Here is a 24,202-nt window from a genome sequence, read left to right as displayed (position 1 = left end):
CGGCGGTGACCGTCACCGCGATGTTCCCCGAGCACGCCGAACAGGTCCTGGAGATCTACCGGCTCGGCATCGCCACCGGCGACGCCACCTTCGAGACCGCGGCACCGACCTGGGAGGCGTTCGACGCCTCCCGCCTGGCCGAGCACCGTCTGGTCGCCCTCGACGCGACCGGGCGGGTGCTCGGCTGGACCGCGGTCGTACCCGTCTCCGCCCGGAGCGCGTACGCAGGGGTGGTCGAACACTCCGTATACGTCCACCCCGACGCCCAAGGCTGCGGCGTGGGACAGACGCTGCTGACCGCGCTGCTGGCTTCCACCGACACGGCCGGCATCTGGACCGTGCAGACCGGCATCTTCCCGGAGAACACCGCCAGCCTGGCCCTCCACGCCAAGGCAGGATTCCGCGTCATCGGCACCCGCGATCGCCTCGGCCGCCACCACGGACGCTGGCGCGACGTAGTCCTGCTGGAACGCCGCAGCCCCACCATCTCCTGACCCGCCCGGGCGATCTCTTGCCGCCGTTGCGGCCGGGGCATGCCCGGCGGGACCGTCATCCGATGGGGGGCGGGGCCACCTAACGGCCCGGGGGCGTTGTGCTGCCGTCGGGGCGGAAGGCCGGTGTCACAGCCGAAGGCCGGCGTCAGGGCGGAGGGCCGGTGTCGCAACTGAAGGCCGGCGTCAGGGCCGAAAGGCAGCGCGTAGGCATTCCGCCGAGGCCGAAGCAGAAACGTTTCGTCACGGCGGGCGGACGGGCCCCGCAGGCAGGCGTATTCGCACAGCACACTGACTGGTCCACCGCCGGAGCGCGCCCCTCCGGGCACGACACCGCCACGCGTACGCAGCCGACTCGCAAAACACAGCAAGCCGCCGACCCGACGCGGGCTCAGCGCCACCGCCGCCTCCACCCTTCCGAACCCCTCCCAGGCCTTCGCCTACCTTCATCCAGGCCATCCGCCCGCCTTCATCTTCATCCAGGCCTTCACCCAGGCCAGCGTCGGCGGTAGCGGGGAACGGCAATGCCCCGGCCCGGGGCCCCGCACACCCAAGCGGCGATCAAGATCCCCACCCCTTCGGTCATCCCCCGTGAGTCCGGGCTGCCAGCCTCCGGCACGGTCCGCGCAACAGCACGGCGGCACGACGGCACGACGGCACGACGGCGGATTGTTGCACCAGCCCCACCACAGAACCGACAGAGCCGACGAGGCCGACAGGGCCAACAGGGCCGACAGGGCCGACAGGGCCGACAGAAGCGACAGGACAGATCGGCCTCTCCCCGCGCCCCACAGCAGCTCGCCGCCTCTCCCACAACCTGCACACCCACCTCACCCCTGCAGCCTCAGCAGCAACAAAGCACCCACGAGTCAATCCCAGCCCCCAGGACGAACCCGCGATGTTTTGTCTCCCGGCACGAACAGGGGCTGTGAATCAATTCATTGCCCACTGGAATCTCTAGCGAACGGACGGAACCACCGCTCACGACGAGCGGCGATCCCCGTGCTTGCGCCGCCGCCCCGACGGAGGGCGCGAGCAACGCGACATCGAGAGGGAAAGGGCCGGTGCCGGAGCCGTCGAGGTGAAGCGCTGCGGCCCTCTCCCCTCCCTCTGAACCGGCGGCCCTGGCGCCGCCCCGAAGAAAGGAAACTGCATCGTGCGGAAGACAGGCATGAAGCGGGCCGCGGCCGCGTTCGTAGCGGCAGCCGCGATCGCGGGAGCGTCGCCCGCCTTCGCCGTCAAGGCGGCAACCGACGGCGCGACCGCGCAGACCTACTCCCACAACAAGAAGATCAAGGTCAAGGACACCAAGAAGGACGGCCACAAGGTCAAGGCGAACTACTACCGGGCGGCTTCGCCGAACACCAAGCGGGTGTTGTGGAACGACAAGGGCAAGGGCCACTGGACGAAGAGCGGTTCCGGTTCCCGCATCTTCAAGATCCAGGCTTGCAAGGAGATAAACAACGGCCCGGACAAGTGCAGCGGCTGGCGGCCCTGACCAGGAGGCCGGGCGGCACCTCGCGGTAGCTGCCCCGTGACCAGCCGGGGCCCGCGGAAGAGTCGCCGCGGGCCCCGGCCTTCGGGTCCTCGAAAGAGCCGACTTCCTACGTACTCGGAGTGCGTTCATGAGCCCTCTGCCGTCACCGGCAGCTCCGCACGGGCCGGCCGCAGGCGGAACCGGCCGGACCACGCGCCCGACAGTCCCGACAAACCAGGCAAACCCACCATCCCAGCATGGCAGATGCCATGCGGCCTGGCGTCGTGCGGCCTGGCAGGTCCATCGATGGGCCCTGGCGGCGGCCACCTGCCTGCTGGCGCTGAGCCTTTCCGCGATAGGTGTGGCGCACGCCGCTCATCAAGGGCAGGAAAAGCGCGGCGCGGACCGGGTGCCGCAGCAGGTGACGGCGGGAGACGGCGCGAAGCCGGTGGCGCTGTGGCAAGCCACCGTCGACACGGTGGGCGACTTCACCCATGACGTCGTCCTTGTCGTCCCCCTGGTCGAGGACGCGGCCCCGCCCCCCGGCCTCCCCCGCTGGCCGAAGCCAGGCGAGGCGTTCCTTTCCCCGGGGCTGATGGAAGCCGGCGGGGAAGAAGGAGTGGCCTCGCGGTACGGCAAGTTCGCGGGGGTCATCGCGAAGGACGGGCTCGAATCCCCTGGTGAACGCTTCGCCTATGTAGGCCCCACGGCCAAGACGGCCGGCAGGGAGAGTATGTGGGAAATCTCCGGGTTCGGGCAGCAGGACGCCGGGTTCCCCCTGGGCCGACACATGTACGTATACGGGGTGGGCCGCCTCTACTGGGGGCTGTTCGGCCTGGCGGTGCTGCCCTCACTGCTGCTCGCAGCCGTCGCCGCCCGGGGCTTGACCACCGCCCACGAGCGCAATCACGAATTCACGCTCCCTCACGAACCCGAACCCGAACCCGAACCCGAGCACGATCAGGGGCTCATTCCCCCTCAGGAGCACAACCCGAGCCCCACACCCCCTCAGGGCCACAAGCCCGGCCCCCCACCCCCTCAGAAACACAAACGCCCACTCACACGCACCACGCGCGGAGGCCGGCAACCGGGGCTCACTCCCAACGTATGGCGCTCCCTGGCCCTAGGAATGGCGGCGAGCTGTGCCCTGAACCTCGGTGCCCTGTTTGTTGATCTTCGCGTTCCCGGCGTGGACTTCGTACTGGACCGTCGAGACATGCGATCCGCCATGCCGCTGGTGGGCGCGGCTCACCTCGTAGCACTCCTGGCGGTACTGGCGCTACTGACATCGGCGCTGCTCGTCGGACGCCGGCGGCGTCGAACAACCGGCCCGAAGCCCCGCCGCCCCCGTAACGCAGCCCGTGCGGATCGCACCAGGCGAAAGTGCTGCCGACTCTTCCTCCTCGCGCTGCTGGTCGCGGCCCGGGGCACCGAACTGGCCCCCGAGAACGCGCGCCTGGCGGTCTACCTGACGGCCGTAGCCCTCGCTCTGGTGTGTGCACCGGCGGCCATCGCGACGGCACTTTCATCCGGCGGCGGCCTGCTGGCCCGAGCCGGGCGAAGGACAGGTGCCAAGGCGGTGGAGACCGTGGGCGTCGCCTTGAAGCGGCATCCGTTGCCGCCGACCGTACTGGTGTCCGCTGTCCTGGTGTCCCTCACGCTGGCCGGCCAGGTGCTGCTGTGGAACGGCACGCCAGGAGACCTGGCCGACGAGGCGCGAGGTACCCGTGAACGGGTCGGTACCAGCATCGTGGAGGTGGGCGGCTACACGGCGGCCGACGGGCTGAGAGCGTTCGAGAACGCGCTGTCCGACCAGGCGAGGATGCTCGCCGTGCGCGACAGGGGAGACGATGCGCACGGGAACTCCCGGTTCGAACTCCTGGGATCGTGCGAGGGTCTGCGCGAGCTCGAAGTTCCCTGCTCGCCCGAACCGGCCGACGTCACCGAGAGCACCAATGCGCGGCTTCGGGAATTCATGCGCTGGAACGGCCTGGAACCGGCCGGAGGAGCCCTGACCGCTACCCGCGGTTCCCCGACCCGCGACATGCCCGGGACGGGGCAGCAGCCCGTCTCACTGATCATCCTGGGCAACGGCGGGGCTCCCCTCTCCGTCCCGGACCTCAAGAGGCTGGCCCATCAACACCTGTCCGCGGCCGTCTCCGTCGACACGCCCGGCGGTACATGGATCGTGGGTACGGGCCTGTCCCTGGAAGCGTCGCGGTGGGTACGGCTTCTCTCCTACGTCATGGTCTTCTGTTCCGTTGCCGCTGCTGCCACCGCTACAGTCACAGCGCGAGCCGTCGAAGCCGAACGAACGGTTCCCTTAACCCTGACAGCTGCTCTCCTCGTCCTCCCCCTGGCCGCCGCAGGGCTGAGCGCGGTCCTGGGCTCCTGGCTGGCTTCCCCGATGGACTCCCCGAGTTGGCCGACTGTGACGGCCCACGCGTTGGCCCCACTCACGTACGCGGTCGCGGCAGCTGTCGGGTTGATCATGGTCGTGTCTCTCGTCGCCAGGCGAACCGGTCAACACCGCGTTCCCACCCCCGCCTCACCTGTCACCGCCCCGGCCGCCGAACGGACGTAAAACGGCCGGGCCCGGCAGACGCGCCCGCGGTCAGGAGTAGAAGTTGCGCTGCCACCGATGCTCGGCCAGCACGGCGAGTTGACCGGCGGTGAGCGGATGCCCGTCGCTGAGGGCCGTGTTGCGCTCGACGTTGCGTACGGAGCGCATCCCGGGAACGACGGTACTGACCGCCGGCGCGCTGAGCACGAACCGCAAGGCGTACTCCGCGATCTCGTCGGAGGCGATGCCGAGGTCTGCGACGATCTTGGCCACACGTTGTTCGACCTGCGCCGCACGGTCGTCGCGGAAGTACCGGTTGCGCCAGTCGCCCTCGGGGAACGTGGCGCCGGCGGTGATCCGCCCGGTCAGCCCTCCCTCGTCCAGCGCGACCCGCACGATGACACCGACGCCGTACTCCTCGCAGGCCGGCAGCAGTACGTCGGCGGGCGCCTGGTCGAAGATGTTGTAGATGACCTGCACGCTGTCCACGACGCCGCTGCGGACGAGCGTGAGGCCGTTCTCGGCCTGGTGATCGTTCAGCGACACACCGAACAGACGGATCTTGCCCTCCCGCTTCAGCTCGGCGATCGTATCGAGCCAGTCGCCGCGGCCGACCCAGTCATCGCTCCAGACGTGGAACTGCAGTACGTCGAAGTGGTCCAGTCCGCTGACGCGCAGACTGGTCTCCAGGCTGTCGCGGATGTGCGCGCCAGGAAACGTTTCCGCAGGATCCAGGCCGTCCGGTGCCGGCCACACACCGTTCTTCGGCGCCACCTTCGTCGCGACGAGAACCTCGCCACCGGACCGCTCACGGACGACGCGGCCGACGATCCGCTCGCTGTCCCCGTAGCCGCGGGCGGTGTCGATGAAGTTCACCCCGAGGTCGAGAGCCCGGTGCAGGGCCCGTACGGAGGCCCCCTCCGTGGCGCCCACCCAGCTGGCCCCGCCGATCCCCCACGTGCCGTAACCGATCTCGGAAACCGACAGTCCGCTGCGTCCCAACTCGCGGTAGCGCATCCGCGTTCTCCCCCTCGTGGCCACGGTCCGGCCGGGACGTTTCCCCGGCCGGACATCCCGCTGACGATAAGGGACTTCGGTGGCCCGGGCAGGGGCATTTTCTTCTCCACTACCGAGGGTGCACGGCCTCGGACCAGGCCAGCCCCACTTCAACCGCCGGCAGTACGCGGACGCTCCGCCCCGGGAAGTCCAGATGCCGGAAAATCTCGTTGTGGTGCGCGATCGACCGCTCCGGTGGCGCGAACCCGCCGGCATCCGGCCGTTCGGACGTGGTGTGCCCGTCGGCGACCAGCACCAGGTCGTATCCGCGGCTCAGCGCCTGCCGCGCGGTCGTGTCCACACAGATCTCCGTCGCGAACCCGGTGACGACCACCTCGCCGACTCCCAGCGCCTTCAGGGTCGCGTCGAGCTCGGTCCCGAGGAAACCGTCCGCGGCGGTCTTGTGGACAACCACCTCGTCGGCGCCAGGCGCGAGTTCCGGCACGATCCGCCAGCCCTCGGACTCCGCCTCCAGCCCGTCGCCCCGGTGCTGAATCGTCACGATCGGTACGCGCGCGGCCCTGGCCGTCTCGCGCAACCCGGCGATAACGGCGACCGTCTCGGCGGCCCGGTGCGCCTTGGCCACCAGGGTGTTCTGCATGTCGATGACGAGGAGCGCGCAGGCGTGTGGCATGGGCTCACGGTAGCGGCCTGGCGGGCCGTTACGTGATGCTCTTCCACGATGCCCTTACGTCTGACGTCCTTACGTAAAGGGGGAAGGGCTGCGCAACGGCCGCCACGCCCCTGTGCTGCGGATGATCCAGTCCAGGTGGGCACGCGTCACCTCGGTGGCCGGCACCTCCCGGGTGCCGATCAGCTCAGCCGGCCCGGGCCCGCAACGGAATCCCCGTTCCACTCCACCAAGCCGGACTCGTCACGGTTCATTTCTATTCCTGCCCATTCATAGCATTACGCAGCTATACGCCCCGGTAAGCGGACCACCCACCCGATGGGATCATGATGCGTGATGTACGAGAACGAAGACGAGAACGCGGATAAGAGCGGCGCCGAGCGCGAGGACGCAGCTCCGGGATGGCCGGACGAACCGGGCGATACCGCGTTCACCATCAAGATCCCCGAAGCCGATCCGCTGGTCCGGGCCGGTTTCCCCGCCCACGTCACCGTGCTGTACCCATTCCTCCACGAGAGTCGCATCGACGCCGCAACCGACCACGAGCTGACCGACCTCTTCGCAGGTCACGACGCCTTCACGCTCACTTTCGACGCGTTCCGTCGCTATCCCGGCGTCCTGTACCTCGACCCGTGGCCGCACGACCCCGTAACGGCCCTCACCAAGGACCTGACCCGGCAGTGGCCCGAGGCGGTGCCCTATCGGGGGATATTCGGCGCCGGTCTCGCCCCGCACCTGACGATCGCGAACGACGAGGGACCCGCCACCCAGGACGCCGCGTACGACGCGCTGCAGGCCGAACTGGAACCCCGGCTGCCGCTGAGCTGTCACGTTCAGACAGTCCAGCTGATCGTCTGGGACGGAGCGCGCTGGCGGGACCGTACCGAGTACGGGCTGGCCGGGCGCTTCTGAGCCGCCCGGCCAAACAGCGCCCTGCGGGATTTCCCTGAGGCGCCGGGCCGAGCATGCCCTACGGCCGTACGTATCGACTCCACGTGCGTAGGCGTCACCACTCCCCCACCCCCCAACTACCGCTCCCGCCACACCTGTTGACGCGTTGGTCCAGACCTTTTATGGTGCGACTGCCATCCGGCACCCGGCGGCACCACACCCGCCACCACCCTGGCGCGCGGCCGGGTATGCGCACTTCGGTTCTCACTCCCTGTACCACCCACACTCACAGGGGTGCCCATGAAAGACCGGCGCAGATTCCGTAGCAGAGCCGCGGCCCTGCTCACCACCTTGATCTTGTCCGTGGCCGCCGCCCTGACCGGCCCGGCGGCCCCCGCCCAGGCGGCGGGAACCCTCACCGCGGCCTTCTCCACCCAGGACAACGGCTCCTGGTGGAAAGGCACCTATGTCGTCCGCAACGGCGGTTCCGCCGCCGTCACCGGCTGGACCCTGGAGTTCGACCTGCCGGCCGGTGTCACCATCAGCGGGCACTACAACGGCGACGCCACCGTCAACGGTCGCCACGTAACGGTCAAGAACGCCCACTACAACGCGAACGTACCGGCCAGTGGCAGCACCGAACCGTTCAGCTACTGGTTCATCGCCAGCGGCCCCGCCGGCGCGCCCACGACCTGCACCGTCAACGGGGACAAGTGCGACGGCACCCCGGACGTGCCGCCGTCCGCTCCCGGCACACCCGAGGTCACCGCCACCACCGCGCGCAGCGTCTCGCTGAGCTGGCCGGCCGCGACCCAGGGCGACTACCCCGTCACCTCCTACGACGTGCTCAGCGAGGGCCGCCCGGTCGCCACCTCCACCGGCACGACCGCGACCGTCACCGGTCTGACCCCGGCAACCCGTTACACCTTCACCGTCCGGGCGAAGGACCGGCGCGGCAACGCCGGGCCGCCGAGTGCGCCCGTGACCGCGAACACCGTGGACCCGGCGAGCGACCCGGTGCCGCCGACCGCGCCCGGCGGTCTGCGGCGTACCGCGACGACCTCCTCCAGCGTCTCCCTGGCCTGGGACAAGGCCACCGACAACGTGGGCGTGGTCGCGTACGACGTCTATCGGGGCGCCGATCTGGCCACCACGGTTCCCGGCGGCACCACGACCGCCACGGTCGACGGCCTGACGCCCGCCACCTCGTACACCTTCACCGTCAAGGCACGCGACGCCGCCGAGAACGCCTCGCCCGCCTCCAACGCCCTGACCGTCACCACGGACGACGTGGCCGGGCCCGGCAAGTACCTGAAGGTCGGGTACTTCGCGCAGTGGGGCATCTACGGACGCCAGTACTTCGTCAAGAACCTCGACACCTCGGGCGCCGCCGCCAAGCTGGACGTCATCAACTACGCCTTCGCCAACGTCGACCCGAAGAACCTCACCTGCCTGGCCGGCGTGACCAAGGGCGTCTCGGGCAATCCGCAGGACCCGGACGAGGGCACCGGCGCGGGTGACGCGGACGCCGACTACGGTCGCGCTTTCCCCGCCGCGCAGTCGGTGGACGGGGTGGCCGACGACGGCTGGGGCAAGCTGCGCGGCAATCTCAACCAGCTGAAGAAGCTCAAGGCCAAGCACCCGCACCTGAAGGTGGTGATGTCGCTCGGCGGCTGGACGTACTCGAAGTTCTTCTCCGACGCGGCGGCCACCGACGCCTCCCGTAAGAAGTTCGCGGCGTCCTGCATCGACGTGTGGATCAAGGGCAACCTGCCCGCCTACAACGGCGCGGGCGGCCCCGGGACGGGCGCGGGCATCTTCGACGGCATCGACCTGGACTGGGAGTGGCCGGGCGCCGAAGGCCACCCGGGCAACCACTACAGCCCGGACGACAAGGCCAACCTCGCGCTGCTGATCAAGGAGTTCCGCCGGCAGCTCGACGCGCTCGGCGGCGAGCACAAGCTGCTGACCGCCTTCACGCCCGCCGACCCCGTCAAGATCCAGCAGGGCTGGGACCTGTCCACGATCTTCGAATCGCTGGACTACGCCAATGTCCAGGGCTACGACTTCCACGGCTCGGGCAGCGACAACTCCTGGGAGCCCAAGCGCACCGGCCACCAGGCCAACCTCTACCGCGACACGCAGGACCCGTACGACTTCCACTTCAGCGTCGAGAACGCCGTCAAGGTGTATCTGGACGCGGGGATCAGCCCGCGCAAGCTGACCATCGGTTTCCCGTTCTACGGCCGGGGCTGGAAGACCGTCGCCGAGGGTGGCGTACACGGTGAATGGCAGTCGGCGGACGGCGCGGCCCCGGGCCAGTTCCCGGAGGAAGCGGGCATCAGGGGCTATCAGAACCTCCTCGCCAATGTGCCCAACATGACCGTCTACCACGATGAACAGTCCATCTCGACGTACGGGTACACCGGCGCCAACGGTCAGTGGTGGTCCTTCGACGACACCTGGTCGATCGGAAAGAAGACGGACTGGGTCAAGTCCAAGGGGCTGCTGGGGGCCATGATCTGGGAGATGTCCGGCGACACCCCGACGGGCACATTGATGAAAGCCATCGACAGCGGCCTGCCGTAACGCAGGCAGACCCCACACCCGCGCCCCCAGTCCGGCACCCGGCCAGGGTTACGGTCAGGTCAGGTGCCCGCCGTGTCCCCCACCGTCTCACGTAGGGGGGCACGGCGTTGCCCACCAGGGTTTATGGACGGCATCACCGCACGCGAAAGCATCCCATCCAAGTACGCCCTCCCCAGCACGGAACACATGGCGGACGCCCCCTGCAGAACGCGTTCGAATGGGAGCACTCTTGGTCTGTCCGGTTTCCGGAGCGGGGAGGGCTGCCGATGAGCGGGAATGATCCGCACATCCATGTCGAGGCGGAGCTCCGCGACGAGGCCGCTCTCCGTAACCTGCTGGCCGCCACGTTCGGCCTGGTCGGAGAACTGTCGAGCTTCGTCGATACGGGATGCGGGCTGCGGGTTCCGCGGGCGATGACCTCTCCGCGTCCGGATCGTGTCACCTGCCTTGCCTGCCGCGAGCACGCGCGGCAGGCGCACCTGCGCTTGGCGGAGCAGGTCGAACGCTTGAGCCGCATGCTCGGGTCGAGCATCAGCCCTGCCCAGGGGAAGCTGGCCGCGGACTGGCACCGCGACCTCGCGCGGAGGTTTTCCGGCACGGAGAGCTGAGGCTGAGCCGGGGCGCCGGCAGACGGCGCGCTTAGCGGGGGCTGTCTGCTGCGGCGGCTCGTTGGGGGGTGTTCAGCGCTTTCCTTTCCAGAGGATTCCGTAGACGCCTGCGTTGCATTTCGCGGGCAGGATGTGGACGCTGTGCGAGGCGTCCAGACTGAGCGGGCGCATATCGCTTCGGGGGGCTTCGGTGTTCTGCCGGAAGTAGCCGTAGGTTGCCGACGGGACGTGCCGTGGGTGGAAGTAGATGTGCAGAAGGTATTGCCGGGCGCTCAAGGGCAGGGCGCGTTCGTGGTGTTCCGAGGGTTTCCAGCGGGGGCCGACGTCGAGTGTGTAGTTGATGATTGCCGTGTCGCCGCGGGCGAGGGCGCGGCCGAAGTCGATGTCGAAGACCGCGGAGCCCAGTTCCTGGCGGAATCGCAGAGCGGTCAGGCGTCCGCAGTGGACGGTCACCTGGACGGAGGGGGTGTCGGGGTCGTCCAATTGGTGGTGAGCGGTCAGGTGGCGTACGCCGTCGCGGGTGGCCCGTACGACGTTGCTGACCGTGTAGCGCGCTATGCAGCCGTATTCATCGAGATGCACTGTTTCCTGTACGGAGAGGGATATGAGGTTTTCGTTGAACCGGTAGGCGTCGGCGCCGAGCGCTTCCGGCAGTGGGGAGCCGGGGGTGTGGATGTGGGACAGGGCCTCGGACATCTCTCTTCCCGTGGCCAAGGCTCTTCCTCGCGGGCGGCGGTGGCTCAGCAGACTTTGCAGTGCCCCCGGCGTGGTGTTGAGGATGGCTTCGACTTCGCCTACGGCGCGTAGCGACTGCGCGCGTTCGGGCTGGCTCCGGCCGCGCTGCCAATGGCTCAGTGTCGCGGGGCTGATGGAGATTCCGCGTACGGCGAGGTGGTGGTGCAGCCGTTGCAGAGTCAGGCCGCTGGCCTTGAGCGCCTGGCGGAATGCCTCCCCGAACGTGACGTGGGACGGCGCCTCCCCCGGCGCCTCCCCCGGCTCGTCGTCGGGTGGCGGCCCCGCCGGCGGACGCGGGTGATCTGGGTGGTTCATCGGCACCTCGGCGGTCGGGCGCCTCAGTGCTCGGGCACCTCGGCGCATGGGCACCTCCGCACTTCGGTTCCTGCGGTACTGCTGCGCTTCGGTACGGCGGCAGCGCGGTCGGCGGAAAGTTTCGGCGGGACTGTCCCACCGGTGGGAGGGACAGTCCCGCCGGGGCGGTTCATCGGCGGGGTGGTGCCGACGGTATACCTACGCCGAGCGGTGTGGCACTGCACGGTGGCCGCCCACCGGAGTGTGCGTACCTGCTGGTCAGGCGGTGTTCAAACGCAGGCCGTAGTAGTTCAGCGCGTCGTCGAGGGGCTGGAAGTACGACGTTCCCCGGCCGTGGACGCCGTCGCACCGGTTGGCCGTCAGGCCGCCGGACGTCACGCCCTGGGCCTGGTCGCCGGAGACCCAGGCGCCGCCGCTGTCACCGCCGAGGGTGCACACGGTGCTGAGGCCCAGGCCGGACACGAGGGTGTCGGGCTGGCCCTCGTCGCTGTAGGTCACCGAGTAGTTGTAGGACTTGACGGAGCCGCACGTCCAGCGGGACGTCGCACCGGACTTGCAGATGTCCGAGCCGACCGCGGCCCGTCGGCTGCCCTTGACGGCGACGTTGCCGCCGTTGCCCCACGTACCGATCTGCGGGGCGATGGTGGTACCGGAATCGACTGCGGCGAGTCCCATGTCGATGCTGTTCCGACCGTGCTTGAACCGGGTTTTGATGCCCTTGGCGAAGTGGGTTCCGTTGTAGGAGAGGTCCGGCAGGTTCTCGACGCAGTGGCCCGCGGTGACCAGGACCTGTCTGCCCGAGGAGTCACGGGCGCCGAAGCCGACCGAACAGTAGTGGTTGCCGTAGTCCATCCGGCTTCCCGGGTAGATGGTGGCGCCGGTGGCGGCGTTCGTCGCCGCCCGGCCGTCGCCGCTCCGTACGGTGACGGCCGGACCGTAGGACGCCGCCTGCTTGAGGAATGCCGCGTCGGCTGCCTCGGAGTCGCCGCGGAGCCGGATGACGACCTGGTTCGACGCGGGCTCCACGCCCCAGCCCTGCACGCCCGCGGGGATGTGGCGGGCGGCGGCCTGGTCCAGCGCGGCCTTGATCCCGTCCAGTTCGTCGGCGGTGCGCTGGACCATGCGGGCCTTGAGGCCGGCGGCTTCGACGGCACGGGCCGCCGGCATGCCGGTGACATTGACCGTGAGCTTGCCCTTGGCGTCGAAGAAGGCACCTCGTGAATCCGCTTGCGAGGACCGCAGCGTCGCCAGCGTCTTCTGCTGGGCGGCCTGCGAATCCAGCCTCCGTACGGCGGCTGTGTCGTCGATGCCGAGCGAGTCGGCGAGGGCCCGCACCATCTGCTTCTGATAGCGCCCTTCCGCGGTGGAATCCGCCGAGGGCGCGCCATGGGCCGATACGACACCTGCCGACATGACGAGAGCCGCCGTTGCGGCGCCCGATATCAGGACTGCGCGTAGACGAAGCACCTTGTCTCCATTTCCAGGGGGCCGCCGACCGCGGCCTGGCGAGGGGGGGGAGGAATGCGGACCGCTGTGGGGAAGCGGCCCGCATTCGCAGGAGAACTCTCGCGGCGAGGCCCGTTCATGACAAGGCTGGTGCTCGAAGGTGAAATCAACAGAACCGCGGGGAACTGTTTACGGCGCGGGAGGGATATCGCGTTCCGGGCTTGCAGTACGCCCTTCCCGCCCCGTCAGCGGCTCAGAGTCGGAGTTCGGGCGGGAACCCCGTCCAGTGGAGTTCGGGAGGGAGGTGCCCCATGTCGTTGTAGAAGAGCAGGGAGGCGGGGCGGTCGGGCGCGTAGCGGATGACCGTCAACGCGGCGTTGGCGTGGTTGAGGCCGAGCCAGCGCCGGTTCGGGGCGTCGAGTGCGTCGCGGACCAGCCAGGCGATGAGGAAGTTGTGGGTGACGACGAGCTCGTGGCACGGTCGGTCGCCCTCGACGGGGCCCGTGAACCGCGCAAGGGCCGCTCGGGCGAGGTCCGGGCCCAACTCGCGCTCCTGCCGGGGAATCCGGGCCAGCCGCTCCAGGGTGGCATCGGCTGTTTCGGGCGGCAGTTCGTGCCTGGCCGGGAGGTAGGGCACGTAGTCACCGACGGCCTCGGACGCCTGGAGGGGTATGCGGGTGGCGCCGTCGAGCCGGTCGTGGATGAGCTGGGCTGTCTGCGCCGCTCGCCGGAGCGGGCCGTGGTGGATCGCCGACAGGGGTGCTCGGCGCAGCCGTTCGCCGAGCAGTTCGGCCTGGCGGCGTCCCTCCGCGGACAGCTCGCTCTCGTCGTCCGTTGCCGCGCCGTGCCGGGCCAGGTAGAGGTAACGTGCGGCTGTTCCCGACATGCGCGACATCCTTCGACGGCCGGTTCATGATCGTACGGATTGCAGGACGCCTCTCGGGATCGCGCGGTTCCGGTCGCCGTACCGAACGAGGCCGCGCCGGAGCCGGACGCGATACCGGCTGCGCCGCCTACGGGCCGTCCGTGCTGCCGCCGGTGCCCCCGGGCGGCCGCGCCGGCTTCGGAGCCGGGGCCAGGATCAGCGGCAGGTAGACGTCGTCGACGATCTCCCTGATGATCTCGTCCGCGACGGGGGCCCCGAACAGCAGGAACTCGTTGCGCAGCAGGTCGGTGGCGACGGCGGCCCGCCGCGAGCCGAGCACCCACTCCTCGGTCTCGCCGCGTTCGACGGCCCGCAGCAGGATGGCCCGGATCACCGGGCCGATGGTGTGCAGGCGTTCGCGGATCAGTTTGGCGAACTCGGGGTCGCGGGTCATCTCCGCGAGCAGGCCGCGCAGGATGCCGCCGATCGGGGCCGCCATCTTGGCGGACATCTGCCGCAGCAGCGCGATCACGTCGCCGCGCAGGGCACCGGTGTCGGGCACGTCCATGTCGGACAAGCCGTGCGCCTTGCAGGCGTCCAGGACGAGTTCGGCGCGTCCGGTCCAGCGGCGGTAGAGGGCGGCCTTGCTCGTACGGGCCCGGGCGGCGACGCGCTCCATGGTCAGCGCGGCGTAGCCCGTCTCGGCCAGTTCCTCCAGCACCGCGGTGAGGATGGCGCGTTCCAGCTCCTCGCCGCGGCGGCGGGGCCCTTTGCGGTGGTCGGCGGCCGGTGGGGCGGTCCGGTCGTCGGTGTTCGGTGACAGCGTGACTCCTCGAAGAGTGCGGAGAAAACGTTGCGTTCCCTAAGGGGACACTTTAGCCTCTCAGTTAGAGAACTGACCGTTCTTTAAGAGGCTGTCAGAGACTTCGAGGGGACCGATGACCGAGACCTCCGTAACCTCCTCCACCTCCACACCCGACGCCCCCGCCTTCCCCAGCGACCGCACCTGTCCGTACCAGTTGCCCGAGACCTACAGCCGGCTGCGCGACGGACAGGACGCGCTGCGGGAAGTGACCCTGTTCGACGGCCGCCCGGCCTGGGTCGTGACGAAGCACGAGACCGCGCGCAGGCTGCTGGCCGACCCCCGGCTGTCGTCCAACCGCAACCACCCGGACTTCCCGCAGATCTCCCCGCGCTTACAGGCCCTGCGCGACCGCCGCCCCGCCTTCATCGGCATGGACCCGCCCGAGCACGGCACGCAGCGCCGGATGACGATCAGCGAGTTCACGGTCAAACGCATCAAGGGAATGCGCCCGGACATCGAGCGCATCGTCCACGGCTTCCTCGACGACATGCTCGCCGCCGGCCCGCCCGCCGACCTGGTCAGCCAGTTCGCGCTGCCGGTCCCCTCGATGGTGATCTGCGAGTTGCTGGGCGTCCCGTACGCCGATCACGACTTCTTCCAGGACGCCAGCAGGCGCCTGGTGCAGTCCACGAGCGCGGCGGAGGCGGCCGGTGCGCGCGACGACCTGTACCGCTACTTCGACGGGCTGATCAGCGACTTCGAGGCCGAGCCTGGGCCGGGGCTGCTCGGCAACCTGGTCGGCCGGCAGCTGGCGCGGGGCGAGACCGACCGCGAGGATCTGATCTCCAACGCGATGCTCCTGCTCGTCGCCGGGCACGAGACCACCGCCTCGATGACCTCCCTCAGCGTCATCACCCTGCTCGAACACCCGGACCAGCTCGCGGCGTTGCGCGCCGATCCGGGTCTCGTCCCGGGCGCCGTCGAGGAACTGCTGCGCTATCTCGCCATCGCCGACCTCGCGGGCAGCCGCTTCGCCATCGCCGACATCGAGATCGACGGGCACCTCATCCGGGCCGGTGAGGGCGTGATCGTCGCCAACTCCATCGCCAACCGCGACGCGGACGTCTTCGCGAACCCGGACACGTTCGACATCCACCGCTCCGCCCGGCACCACCTCGCCTTCGGCTACGGCGTCCACCAGTGCCTCGGCCAGAACCTCGCCCGCCTCGAACTCGAAATCATCCTCACCGCGCTGTTCGACCGCGTCCCCACCCTGCGGCTGGCCACACCGGTCGAACGCCTGACCCTGCGCCCCGGCGCCACCATCCAGGGCGTCAACGAACTCCCGGTCACCTGGTGACCCCGGCGGAAGGCAGCCCATGAAGGTAACCGCCGACCGTACGGTCTGCGTCGGCGCCGGTATGTGCGCGCTGACCGCGCCCGCCGTCTTCGACCAGGACGAGGACGGCATCGTCACGGTCCTCGTCGCCGAACCCGACGACGGCGACCGGGACGCCGCACGCGAAGCCGGCTTCCTGTGCCCTTCCGGGGCGGTGAAGGTCGAGGAATAGCCCGGTCGGCGGAAGGACGCGACCAGGACCGCGAAAAGGTACGAGGCCGGGCCCGAGAGCCCGGCCCGACCAGCTGTTTCCGCCCGGCCGGAACGAAGACGGAAGGCTGCTCGCCATCCGTCAGGGACGCCAGTACAGGGCGGGGTCCGGATGGTCGGCGAAGCCGAGCGTGCGGTAGAGGGGTTCGCCTGCGGAGGAGGCGGACAGGTCCACGCGGGCGACCTCTTGTTCCCGGAACCAGAGGTTGTCGCGCCACTCTCCTTCCGGGGACGAAGGATTGAAGTATTCGCCGCCGCGGTTCTCGAACAACAGGGCCCGCAGGCGTACGAGTTCCGCGATGACGAGCAGCCCCTGGGCGCCGTGCTGGTCCCGCTGATCGGCGTCGGCACCGCGTTGCATCCGGTGGGACGGGGTATGCACCGGCTCCGGCGGTGTGCGGTGACCGAGTGCGTCATGATCTTCGCCGACACCTCCCGTACCGGGCGGCAGCGCTACTGCACTCAGCGGTGCGCCAACCGTGACGCGGTACGCCGGCACCGCAAACGGCACACGCGGTGAACCGTTTCCGTACCCCGCGGCCCGAGTTCGAGGCCGGCATCGCGCACGCGATCACAGCGGGAGGACGACCCGTACGGTCAGGCCGCCGCCCTCGCGGGGCCGAGCGGTGGTCGTACCGTCGTGGGCCCGAACCGCCGACCGCACGATGGACAGGCCGAGGCCGACGCCCTTGTCGCTGCCGGTGCGCTCGGTGCGCAGGCGGCGGAAGGGTTCGAAGAGGTTCTCCACCTCGTAGGCCGGGACGGCCGGGCCGGTGTTGGAGACCACCAGCACCGCACAGCCCTGCTGCGGCTCCGTGGTGACCTCGACCCAGCCCGCCCGTCGCCCGCCGCCACCCTCCGCCGGAGGCGCTTCGCGCTGCTCCTCTTGCGCCACGTTGTAGCGCACGGCGTTCTGTACGAGGTTGAGCGCGATGCGCTCCAGCAGGACGCCGTTGCCCTGGACGAACGCCTGCTGCCGCACGCCCCGGATCTCCACGCCCTTGGCCTGCGCCTCGGAGCGGGCCTGGTCGAGGGCCTGCGAGGCCACCTCGGCCAGATCCACCGGCTTCTTGTCCACGATCTTGTTCTCGCTGCGGGCCAGCAGCAGCAGACCCTCCACCAGCTGCTCGCTGCGCTCGTTGGTCGCCAGCAGCGTCTTGCCCAGCTGCGCCAGCTCCGGCGACGCCTCCGGGTCCGCCAGCTGCACCTCCAGCAGCGTCCGGTTGATCGCCAGCGGCGTACGCAGCTCGTGCGAGGCGTTCGCCACGAAACGCCGCTGCGACTCGAACGCCCGGTCCAGCCGGTCCAGCATCTCGTCGAAGGTGTCGGCCAGCTCCTTGAGCTCGTCGTCCGGACCGCCCAGCTCGATACGCCGGTGCAGATCGGAACCGGCCACCCGCTGCGCGGTGCGGGTGATCCGGCCCAGCGGCGACAGCACCCGCCCCGCCATCGCGTACCCGAAGGCGAACGCCACGACCGTCAGGCCCAGCAGCGCCAGCAGGGAACGGTTGAGCAGGGTGTTCAGGGCCTGGGCGCGCTGGTGCTGGAGGCAGCTCTGGATCGCCTGGGTGAAGATCTCCCCCGAGGTCTGGCTGGGCAGGTCGCAGACGTTGCTGGTGGCGGCGAAGTTGCCGCGGAGGATCTTGACGGGCAGCTCGCTGCCTTCCTGCAGCGCGTTGGCGGCCAGCATGTAGATGATCGTGAGCAGCACGATGCCGGCCATCAGGAACATGCCGCCGTACAGCAGCGTGAGCCGTATCCGGATGGTGGGGCGCAGCCAGGGGAAGGGCCGGACGTTGACCGGTTTGGGATCCCAGGTGGGCCTGGGCGGGGTGGCGGGTGGCGGGGCGGGGGCCTTGGACGAGGTCGGCATCGCCATCAGATCCGGTAGCCGGAGCCCGGCACCGTGACGATCACCGCGGGCTCGCCCAGTTTCCGGCGCAGGGTCATGACCGTGACCCGGACGACGTTCGTGAAGGGATCGGTGTTCTCGTCCCAGGCCTTCTCCAGCAGCTGCTCGGCCGAGACGACCGTGCCCTCGCTGCGCATCAGCACCTCCAGCACCGCGAACTCCTTCGGCGCGAGCTGGACCTCCTTGCCGTCGCGGAAGACCTCGCGGCGGTTCGGGTCCAGCTTGATGCCGGCCCGCTCCAGGACGGGCGGCAGGGCGACCGTCGTACGGCGTCCCAGGGCCCGCACGCGGGCGGTCAGCTCGGTGAAGGCGAAGGGCTTGGGCAGATAGTCGTCCGCGCCGATCTCCAGGCCCTCTACGCGGTCGCTGACGTCGCCGGAGGCGGTGAGCATCAGAACGCGGGTGGGCAGCCCCAGCTCGACGATCTTGCGGCAGACGTCGTCGCCGTGCACCAGCGGGAGGTCCCGGTCCAGGACGACCACGTCGTAGTCGTTGATCTCGATGCGTTCCTGGGCGGCGGCGCCGTCGTACACCACGTCGACGGCCATGGCCTCCCGGCGCAGCCCGGTGGCCACCGCATCGGCGAGCAGCTGCTCGTCCTCGACGACGAGAACACGCACGTCGCTAGTCCTTCCTCACAGCCCTGGACGCATCCGGGGCACGGCAAAATCGGAGCCCCTCCATCCTGCCCCGAACAGCTGTAAACCGGCTGTAAGGGGGTCGGGCGGGCCGTGCGGAGCCCCCGCACGGCCCCGGACCGGCGGATCTTCGCCCCGCAACGGGCGCCCTCCGGCCGGTTTTCGAATTCCGGAGTCGCTTGAGGTTTCCGTGAGGTTGCCCTTGGGGAGGACGACTGCACACCCGCGATCACGCCCTGTACGGCGCCATGCCGCGCTCTGATCCATTCGCAGGGACCACGCCGTGATCGTCCCGCCCGTCGGCACACCCCCGTGCCACCGACCCACGACGAGGGGGCGCACCATGGACGCGTTCACCGCAGGCATTCTGCAGCGCATACGGAACACCGAAGCCGACCTCGACCGGGCCCGCGAGTCGGGCGACGACTTCCTCGTCGAGGTGGAACAGGCCGAGCTGGAGGATCTGCAGCGCCTTGCTTCCGAGCACGGCGTGCAGGTCACCGCAGCCAGCGCCTGACCGCCTCCCGCCCACGCACGACGGCAGCGCCCCGGACCCGCCAAGGGTCCGGGGCGCTGTCGCGTCTCCGGCGGGCCGGGGCCGCTCAGTCGTGCCAGGCGCCCAGCTCCTCCAGCATGGGCTGGAGGGTCGCGAACACCTCCGGTGAGGCGGCCAAGGCCAGGTCGTGCGAGGCGGGCTCACCGGGGCGGCCGCCGGTGAGCGCGCCGGACTCGCGGGCGATCAGCGCGCCGGCCGCCATGTCCCACGGGTTCAGCCCGCGCTCGTAGTAGCCGTCGAGCCGGCCGCAGGCGACGTCGCACAGGTCGATCGCGGCCGAGCCGCCGCGCCGGATGTCGCGGACCCGCGGCAGCAGGGTGCGCAGCACCTCGGCCTGGGCGGCGCGGCGCTCGCTCAGGTAGGCGAAGCCCGTACCGATCAGGGCCTGCGACAGCGGCGGTGCGGGGCGGCAGCGGACCGGCTCCCCGTCGCGGAACGCGCCGCCGCCCAGGACGGCGTGGTACGTCTCGCCGCGCGCCGGCGCCGCGACAACACCGACGACGGCCTCGCCGTCCTTCTCCGCGGCGATGGAAACGGCCCAGGAGGGCAGCCCGTACAGGTAGTTGACCGTGCCGTCGACCGGGTCGATGACCCAGCGCACCCCGCTGGTGCCCGCGACGCTGGCGCCCTCCTCGCCGAGGAAGCCGTCGTCGGGGCGGTGCTCGGCGAGGAAGCCGGTGATCAGCTTCTCGCTGGCGATGTCCATCTCGGTGACGACGTCGATGGGGCTGGTTTTCGTGGCGGCGACGCCCAGATCGGCGGGGCGGCCGTCGCGCAGCAGCTCGCCCGCGCGGCGGGCGGCCTCCTGGGCCAGGCCGAGAAGTTCGTCGTACAGCGGATCGGACACGGTGCTCCTTGCTCGTACGGGCCGGTCGGTACGGCCGTGCGGGGTGGCGCGGCGGCGCCGGATGGGCTCGGTACGGCCCGGACGGCGGGGCCGTACGGGGTCTCGGTACGGCGGGCTACCCCTGGACCTCGGCCACCGGACCCGTCCAGTCCGCGCCCGCCGCGGCCGGGCGGGGCGCGCGGGCCGGGCAGCAGCCGACCGGGCACAGGTCGTGGCTCGGCCCCAGCTCGCCGAGGGCGCAGCGCTCCGGGGCGCGGCCCCGCTCGGCGGCGGCGCGCTCCAGGACCAGGTCGCGCACGGCCGCGGCGAAGCGCGGGTCGGCGCCGACGGTGGCGGAGCGGGCGACCGGCAGGCCCAGTTCGGCGGCCTTGGCGGTGGCTTCGGTGTCGAGGTCGTACTTGACCTCCATGTGGTCCGAGACGAAGCCGATGGGGGCCATCACGACCGCGGGGACGCCGGCGCGGTGCACCTCTTCGAGGTGGTCGCAGATGTCCGGCTCCAGCCAGGGGATGTGCGGGGCGCCGCTGCGGGACTGGTAGACCAGCCGCCACGGGTGGTCCACGCCGGTCTCCTCGCGGACCGCCGCCGCGATCACCCGGGCCACGTCCAGGTGCTGGGCGACGTAGGCGCCGCCCTCGCCGTCCTGGGTGTGGTCCTCCGGGCGGCCGGAGGTGTCGGCCGCGGCGGTCGGGATGGAGTGGGTGGTGAAGGCGAGGTGCGCGCCGTCGCGAACCTCGGCGGGCAGTCCGGCCAGGGAGGCGAGCACGCCGTCGACCATGGGCCGGACGAAGCCGGGGTGGTTGAAGTAGTGCCGCAGCTTGTCCACCCGCGGCACCGGCAGGCCCTCGGCCCGGAGGGTGGCGAGAGCTTCGGCCAAGTTCTCGCGGTACTGGCGGCAGCCCGAATACGAGGCGTAGGCGCTGGTGGCCAGGACGGCGATGCGGCGGCGGCCGTCGCGGACCATCTCGCGCAGCGTGTCGACCAGATACGGCGCCCAGTTGCGGTTGCCCCAGTAGACCGGCAGATCCAGGCCGTGTTCGGCGAAGTCCTTGCGCAGGGCGTCCAGCAGGTCGCGGTTCTGCGCGTTGATCGGGCTGACGCCGCCGAACAGGAAGTAGTGCTGCCCGACCTCCTTCAGGCGCTCGCGGGGGATGCCGCGGCCACGGGTGACGTTCTCCAGGAAGGGGACGACGTCGTCCGGGCCTTCGGGGCCGCCGAAGGACAGCAGAAGCAGGGCGTCGTAGGGACCGGGGGTCCCCCCGGCGGTCGGGAGGGGCGAGTCGCACTGTTCGGGCATGTCTTCGATCCTGCCACCAGCCACTGACAGGCGGAAAACCGGAGGCGGCCACGCGGACAGCGCGCGTAAGCTGTCTCGGCCTCAGACATGCCTTACCGATTCATGCCCCACCGATTTCCGGAACCCCCCGGCGTCGGCTCTTCACCGGCGGAGCTCCCCATGCCAAGCCCCTACCGAGCGCTGTTCCACACGCCCGGCACCAGATCGTTCACCGCCGCCGGGTTCCTGGGCCGTATGACGCTGTCGATGACCAGCATCGGCATCGTCACCATGGTCTCCCTGCTGACCGGCCGGTACGGCCTCGCGGGCGCCCTGGCGGCGACCGTCGCGATGTCCTCAGCGGTGCTCAGCCCGCAGGTCTCCCGGCTGGTGGACCGGCACGGCCAGCGCCGGGTGCTGCGCCCGGTGACCCTGGTCTCGGCGGCGGCCATCGGCGGTCTGCTGGTGAGCGCGCAGCAGGGCTGGCCGGACTGGACGCTGTTCGTCTTCACGGCCTGCGCGGGCTGCGTGCCGAGCGTCGGCTCGATGGTCCGGGCCCGCTGGGCGGCGGTCCACCACAGCTCGCCGCGCCTGCTGCACACCGCGTACTCCTGGGAGTCGATCGTCGACGAGGCGTGCTTCATCGTCGGCCCGATCCTCTCCATAGGCCTGTCCACCTCCTGGTTCCCCGAGGCGGGTCCGCTGCTCGCCACGGTCTTCCTGGTGGTCGGCGTCTTCTGGCTGACGGCGCAGCGCGCGACCGAGCCGGCGCCGCATCCGCGCGAGCACCACACCAAGGGCTCGGCGCTGCGCTCGCGGGGCCTGCAGGTGCTGGTGATCACGTTCGTGGCGACCGGCGCGATCTTCGGTGCGACCGACGTCGTGACGCTGGCGTTCGCCAAGGAGGAGGGCCACCAGGGCGCCGCCAGCCTGGTGCTCGCGACCTACGCGCTGGGGTCGTGCGCGGCCGGCGTGGTCTTCGGGATGATCCACTTCAAGGGCCCGGCCGCCCGCCGGTGGCTGGTGGGCGTGTGTGCGATGGCCGTGAGTATGATCCCGCTCCAACTGGTCGGGAACCTGCCGTTGCTGGCCGTGGCGCTCTTCTTCGCGGGCCTGTCCATCGCGCCGACGATGGTGACCACCATGGCCCTCGTCGAGCAGCATGTACCGCGCGCGAACCTGACCGAGGGCATGACCTGGACGAGCACCGGGCTCGCGGTCGGGGTGGCGCTCGGCTCGTCGGCCGCCGGGTGGGTGGTGGACGCGGCCGGGGCCGGCCGCGGCTACCTGGTGCCGGCCGTGGCGGGGGCGCTCGCGGCGGCGGTGGCGTTCCTCGGATACCGCCGGCTGCGGCCGGCGCCGCAGCGTGAGGGGACGGGCGCAGATGGCCGAGGCACACAGGACGACCCGCACGGACGGGGTGGCCCCACGGGCGGGAGCGACCCGCACGGTACGGAGGACGCCCCGGCCCGCCTGGCGTAACTGGGCGGGCACCGTCGCCGTACATCCGGCCCGCAGCGTCGCGCCGTCCTCCACCGAGGAACTGGCCGCGGCGGTACGGGCGGCGGCGGCCGACGGGCTCACGGTCAAGGCGGCCGGCACCGGCCATTCCTTCACCGCGGCCGCCGCCACCGACGGCCTGCTGATACGGCCCGAACGCCTGACCGGCATACGGGTGGTGGACCGCGCCGCGGGCACGGTGACGGTGGCCGCCGGCACCACGCTCAAGCACCTCAACCAGGCCCTCGCCGCACACGGCCTGTCGCTGGCCAACATGGGCGACATCATGGAGCAGACGGTCTCCGGCGCGGCGAGCACCGGTACGCACGGCACCGGCCGCGACTCGGCGTCCGTCGCCGCCCAGATCACCGGCCTCGAACTGGTCACCGCCGACGGCTCGGTGCTCACCTGCTCCGCCACCGAGAATCCCGACGTCTTCGCGGCGGCCCGGGTGGGGCTGGGCGCCCTGGGCGTGATCACGTCCGTCACCTTCGCCGTGGAGCCGCAGTTCTGGCTGGCGGCCCGCGAGGAGCCGATGCCGTTCGCCCGGGTGACCGCCGAGTTCGACCAGCTCGTCGCGGAGAACGAGCACTTCGAGTTCTACTGGTTCCCGCACACCGGCAACTGCAGCACCAAGCGCAACAACCGCAGCCAGGGCCCCGCCGCCCCGCTCGGCCGGATCAGCGGCTGGATCGACGACGAGCTGCTCTCCAACGGGGTCTTCCGCGCCGCGTGCGCCGTCGGCCGGGCGGTGCCCGCCGCCGTTCCGGGCATCGCCCGGCTCTCCAGCCGCGCGCTCTCTGCCCGTACGTACACCGACATCCCTTACAAGGTCTTCACCAGCCCGCGCCGGGTGCGCTTCGTGGAGATGGAGTACGCGCTGCCGCGGGACGCCGCCGTCGAGGCGCTGCGCGAACTGCGGGCGCTGGTGGAGCGCTCCGACTTCAAGATCGCCTTCCCGGTGGAGGTGCGGACCGCGCCGGCCGACGACATCCCGCTGTCCACCGCCTCCGGGCGGGACACCGCCTACATCGCCGTACACATGTACCGGGGGACGCCTTACCGGGCGTACTTCACCGCGGCCGAGCGGATCATGACGGCGCACGGCGGCCGGCCGCACTGGGGCAAGCTGCACAGCCGCGACGCCGCATACCTGGCCGGCGTCTATCCGCAATTCGCCGCGTTCACCGCGCTGCGCGACCGGCTGGACCCGCGGCGCCTGTTCACCAACGCCTACCTGCGGCGCGTGCTCGGCGGATGAGGCGGGGCCGGGCCGGCAGGACCGCCCGGACGACTGAAACACCCATTCGGCCCAACGTCCCGCAGGGATGAACGCCCGGGCGGGCCGCGGACCGGCGGCAAACCGGCCCGGACCCGGCGGTGTGCCGGGTC

The 24,202-nt window shown here is 70.5% G+C and carries 22 protein-coding genes and 1 pseudogene; 12 read left to right on the top strand and 11 right to left on the bottom strand.

What is annotated here, in order from left to right:
* Nucleotides 1-20 precede the first annotated feature (20 nt).
* From ACFV57_RS36875 to ACFV57_RS36865, 3 genes are all read left to right on the top strand, one after another.
* Nucleotides 21-494: a GNAT family N-acetyltransferase gene (locus ACFV57_RS36875; RefSeq protein WP_385241725.1), complete on the top strand. Its 474-nt coding sequence runs from the start codon at nt 21-23 to the stop codon at nt 492-494.
* Nucleotides 495-1,647: 1,153 nt separating this feature from the next.
* Nucleotides 1,648-1,989: a hypothetical protein gene (locus tag ACFV57_RS36870; RefSeq protein WP_385241635.1), complete on the top strand. Its 342-nt coding sequence runs from the start codon at nt 1,648-1,650 to the stop codon at nt 1,987-1,989.
* 127 nt (nt 1,990-2,116) lie between these two features.
* Nucleotides 2,117-4,552 (top strand): hypothetical protein, encoded by a 2,436-nt coding sequence (locus tag ACFV57_RS36865; protein WP_385241632.1) that lies wholly within the window; start codon nt 2,117-2,119, stop codon nt 4,550-4,552.
* Nucleotides 4,553-4,582: 30 nt separating this feature from the next.
* On the opposite strand, the gene ACFV57_RS36860 is transcribed toward ACFV57_RS36865, so the two are convergent.
* Both ACFV57_RS36860 and ACFV57_RS36855 read right to left on the bottom strand, forming a co-directional pair.
* A complete protein-coding gene (locus ACFV57_RS36860; RefSeq protein WP_385241629.1) occupies nt 4,583-5,548 on the bottom strand; it encodes an aldo/keto reductase in 966 nt (321 codons plus the stop codon).
* 109 nt (nt 5,549-5,657) lie between these two features.
* Complete coding sequence (locus ACFV57_RS36855) at nt 5,658-6,221, bottom strand: isochorismatase family protein (RefSeq protein WP_385241626.1); 564 nt, start codon at nt 6,219-6,221, stop codon at nt 5,658-5,660.
* Between the two features lie 333 nt (nt 6,222-6,554).
* Here ACFV57_RS36855 and ACFV57_RS36850 point away from each other — a divergent pair, with 333 nt between their 5' ends.
* The 3 genes from ACFV57_RS36850 (at nt 6,555) to ACFV57_RS36840 (ending at nt 10,306) form a co-directional block, all read left to right on the top strand.
* The gene (locus ACFV57_RS36850) at nt 6,555-7,130 is read left to right on the top strand and encodes a 2'-5' RNA ligase family protein (RefSeq protein WP_385241623.1); all 576 of its coding nucleotides are present in this window, start codon (nt 6,555-6,557) and stop codon (nt 7,128-7,130) included.
* A gap of 279 nt (nt 7,131-7,409) precedes the next feature.
* Nucleotides 7,410-9,698 carry a glycosyl hydrolase family 18 protein gene (locus ACFV57_RS36845; RefSeq protein ID WP_385241722.1) on the top strand — a complete coding sequence of 763 codons (2,289 nt, stop codon included), beginning with the start codon at nt 7,410-7,412 and terminating at the stop codon, nt 9,696-9,698.
* Nucleotides 9,699-9,964: 266 nt separating this feature from the next.
* Nucleotides 9,965-10,306, top strand: coding sequence for a hypothetical protein (locus tag ACFV57_RS36840; RefSeq protein WP_385241620.1), 342 nt, complete (start codon nt 9,965-9,967; stop codon nt 10,304-10,306).
* Nucleotides 10,307-10,378: 72 nt separating this feature from the next.
* Here ACFV57_RS36840 and ACFV57_RS36835 read toward each other — a convergent pair whose 3' ends face one another.
* The 4 genes from ACFV57_RS36835 to ACFV57_RS36820 form a co-directional block, all read right to left on the bottom strand.
* Nucleotides 10,379-11,356, bottom strand: a complete 978-nt coding sequence (locus tag ACFV57_RS36835; protein WP_385241617.1) for a helix-turn-helix domain-containing protein — start codon at nt 11,354-11,356, stop codon at nt 10,379-10,381.
* A 258-nt stretch (nt 11,357-11,614) separates the two neighbouring features.
* A complete protein-coding gene (locus ACFV57_RS36830; protein ID WP_385241614.1) occupies nt 11,615-12,769 on the bottom strand; it encodes an alpha-lytic protease prodomain-containing protein in 1,155 nt (384 codons plus the stop codon).
* A gap of 286 nt (nt 12,770-13,055) precedes the next feature.
* Nucleotides 13,056-13,688, bottom strand: coding sequence for a histidine phosphatase family protein (locus tag ACFV57_RS36825; protein ID WP_385241612.1), 633 nt, complete (start codon nt 13,686-13,688; stop codon nt 13,056-13,058).
* A 127-nt stretch (nt 13,689-13,815) separates the two neighbouring features.
* Nucleotides 13,816-14,388 (bottom strand): TetR/AcrR family transcriptional regulator, encoded by a 573-nt coding sequence (locus ACFV57_RS36820; protein WP_385241609.1) that lies wholly within the window; start codon nt 14,386-14,388, stop codon nt 13,816-13,818.
* A gap of 217 nt (nt 14,389-14,605) precedes the next feature.
* Between ACFV57_RS36820 and ACFV57_RS36815 the strand changes: the two genes are divergently transcribed.
* Both ACFV57_RS36815 and ACFV57_RS36810 read left to right on the top strand, forming a co-directional pair.
* Entirely contained in the window at nt 14,606-15,832 is a 1,227-nt protein-coding gene (locus tag ACFV57_RS36815) for a cytochrome P450 (RefSeq protein WP_385241606.1), read from the top strand.
* 19 nt (nt 15,833-15,851) lie between these two features.
* Nucleotides 15,852-16,043: a ferredoxin gene (locus tag ACFV57_RS36810; protein ID WP_385241603.1), complete on the top strand. Its 192-nt coding sequence runs from the start codon at nt 15,852-15,854 to the stop codon at nt 16,041-16,043.
* Between the two features lie 120 nt (nt 16,044-16,163).
* Here the strand turns inward: ACFV57_RS36810 and ACFV57_RS36805 are convergent, their stop codons facing one another.
* A complete protein-coding gene (locus tag ACFV57_RS36805) occupies nt 16,164-16,442 on the bottom strand; it encodes a hypothetical protein (RefSeq protein ID WP_385241600.1) in 279 nt (92 codons plus the stop codon).
* Here ACFV57_RS36805 and ACFV57_RS36800 point away from each other — a divergent pair.
* Nucleotides 16,374-16,601: pseudogene (locus ACFV57_RS36800) on the top strand (CGNR zinc finger domain-containing protein); the annotation flags it as partial. The gene ACFV57_RS36805 and the pseudogene ACFV57_RS36800 sit on opposite strands and share 69 nt — an antisense overlap.
* 51 nt (nt 16,602-16,652) lie before the next feature.
* Here the strand turns inward: ACFV57_RS36800 and ACFV57_RS36795 are convergent.
* Both ACFV57_RS36795 and ACFV57_RS36790 read right to left on the bottom strand, forming a co-directional pair.
* Nucleotides 16,653-17,954, bottom strand: a complete 1,302-nt coding sequence (locus tag ACFV57_RS36795; protein WP_385241597.1) for a sensor histidine kinase — start codon at nt 17,952-17,954, stop codon at nt 16,653-16,655.
* A 5-nt stretch (nt 17,955-17,959) separates the two neighbouring features.
* Entirely contained in the window at nt 17,960-18,613 is a 654-nt protein-coding gene (locus ACFV57_RS36790; RefSeq protein ID WP_385241594.1) for a response regulator transcription factor, read from the bottom strand.
* Nucleotides 18,614-18,974: 361 nt separating this feature from the next.
* On the opposite strand from ACFV57_RS36790, the gene ACFV57_RS36785 reads away from it, so the two are divergent.
* Entirely contained in the window at nt 18,975-19,148 is a 174-nt protein-coding gene (locus tag ACFV57_RS36785; protein WP_167515092.1) for a hypothetical protein, read from the top strand.
* 85 nt (nt 19,149-19,233) lie between these two features.
* Here the strand turns inward: ACFV57_RS36785 and ACFV57_RS36780 are convergent, their stop codons facing one another.
* Together ACFV57_RS36780 and ACFV57_RS36775 are read right to left on the bottom strand one after the other, a co-directional pair.
* Entirely contained in the window at nt 19,234-20,034 is an 801-nt protein-coding gene (locus ACFV57_RS36780; RefSeq protein WP_385241591.1) for an inositol monophosphatase family protein, read from the bottom strand.
* A gap of 115 nt (nt 20,035-20,149) precedes the next feature.
* The gene (locus ACFV57_RS36775; RefSeq protein ID WP_385241588.1) at nt 20,150-21,331 is read right to left on the bottom strand and encodes a ferrochelatase; all 1,182 of its coding nucleotides are present in this window, start codon (nt 21,329-21,331) and stop codon (nt 20,150-20,152) included.
* A gap of 159 nt (nt 21,332-21,490) precedes the next feature.
* Between ACFV57_RS36775 and ACFV57_RS36770 the strand changes: the two genes are divergently transcribed.
* Together ACFV57_RS36770 and ACFV57_RS36765 are read left to right on the top strand one after the other, a co-directional pair.
* Complete coding sequence (locus ACFV57_RS36770) at nt 21,491-22,792, top strand: MFS transporter (RefSeq protein ID WP_385241586.1); 1,302 nt, start codon at nt 21,491-21,493, stop codon at nt 22,790-22,792.
* Entirely contained in the window at nt 22,695-24,071 is a 1,377-nt protein-coding gene (locus ACFV57_RS36765; RefSeq protein WP_385241582.1) for a D-arabinono-1,4-lactone oxidase, read from the top strand. Before ACFV57_RS36770 ends, ACFV57_RS36765 begins: the two co-directional genes overlap by 98 nt.
* Nucleotides 24,072-24,202 lie beyond the last annotated feature (131 nt).

The sequence above is a fragment of the Streptomyces sp. NPDC059788 genome (assembly GCF_042732265.1).
GTDB lineage: Bacteria > Actinomycetota > Actinomycetes > Streptomycetales > Streptomycetaceae > Streptomyces.
The sequence above is the reverse complement of the archived record's forward strand: the minus strand, read 5'-3'. Positions and strand labels throughout refer to the sequence as shown.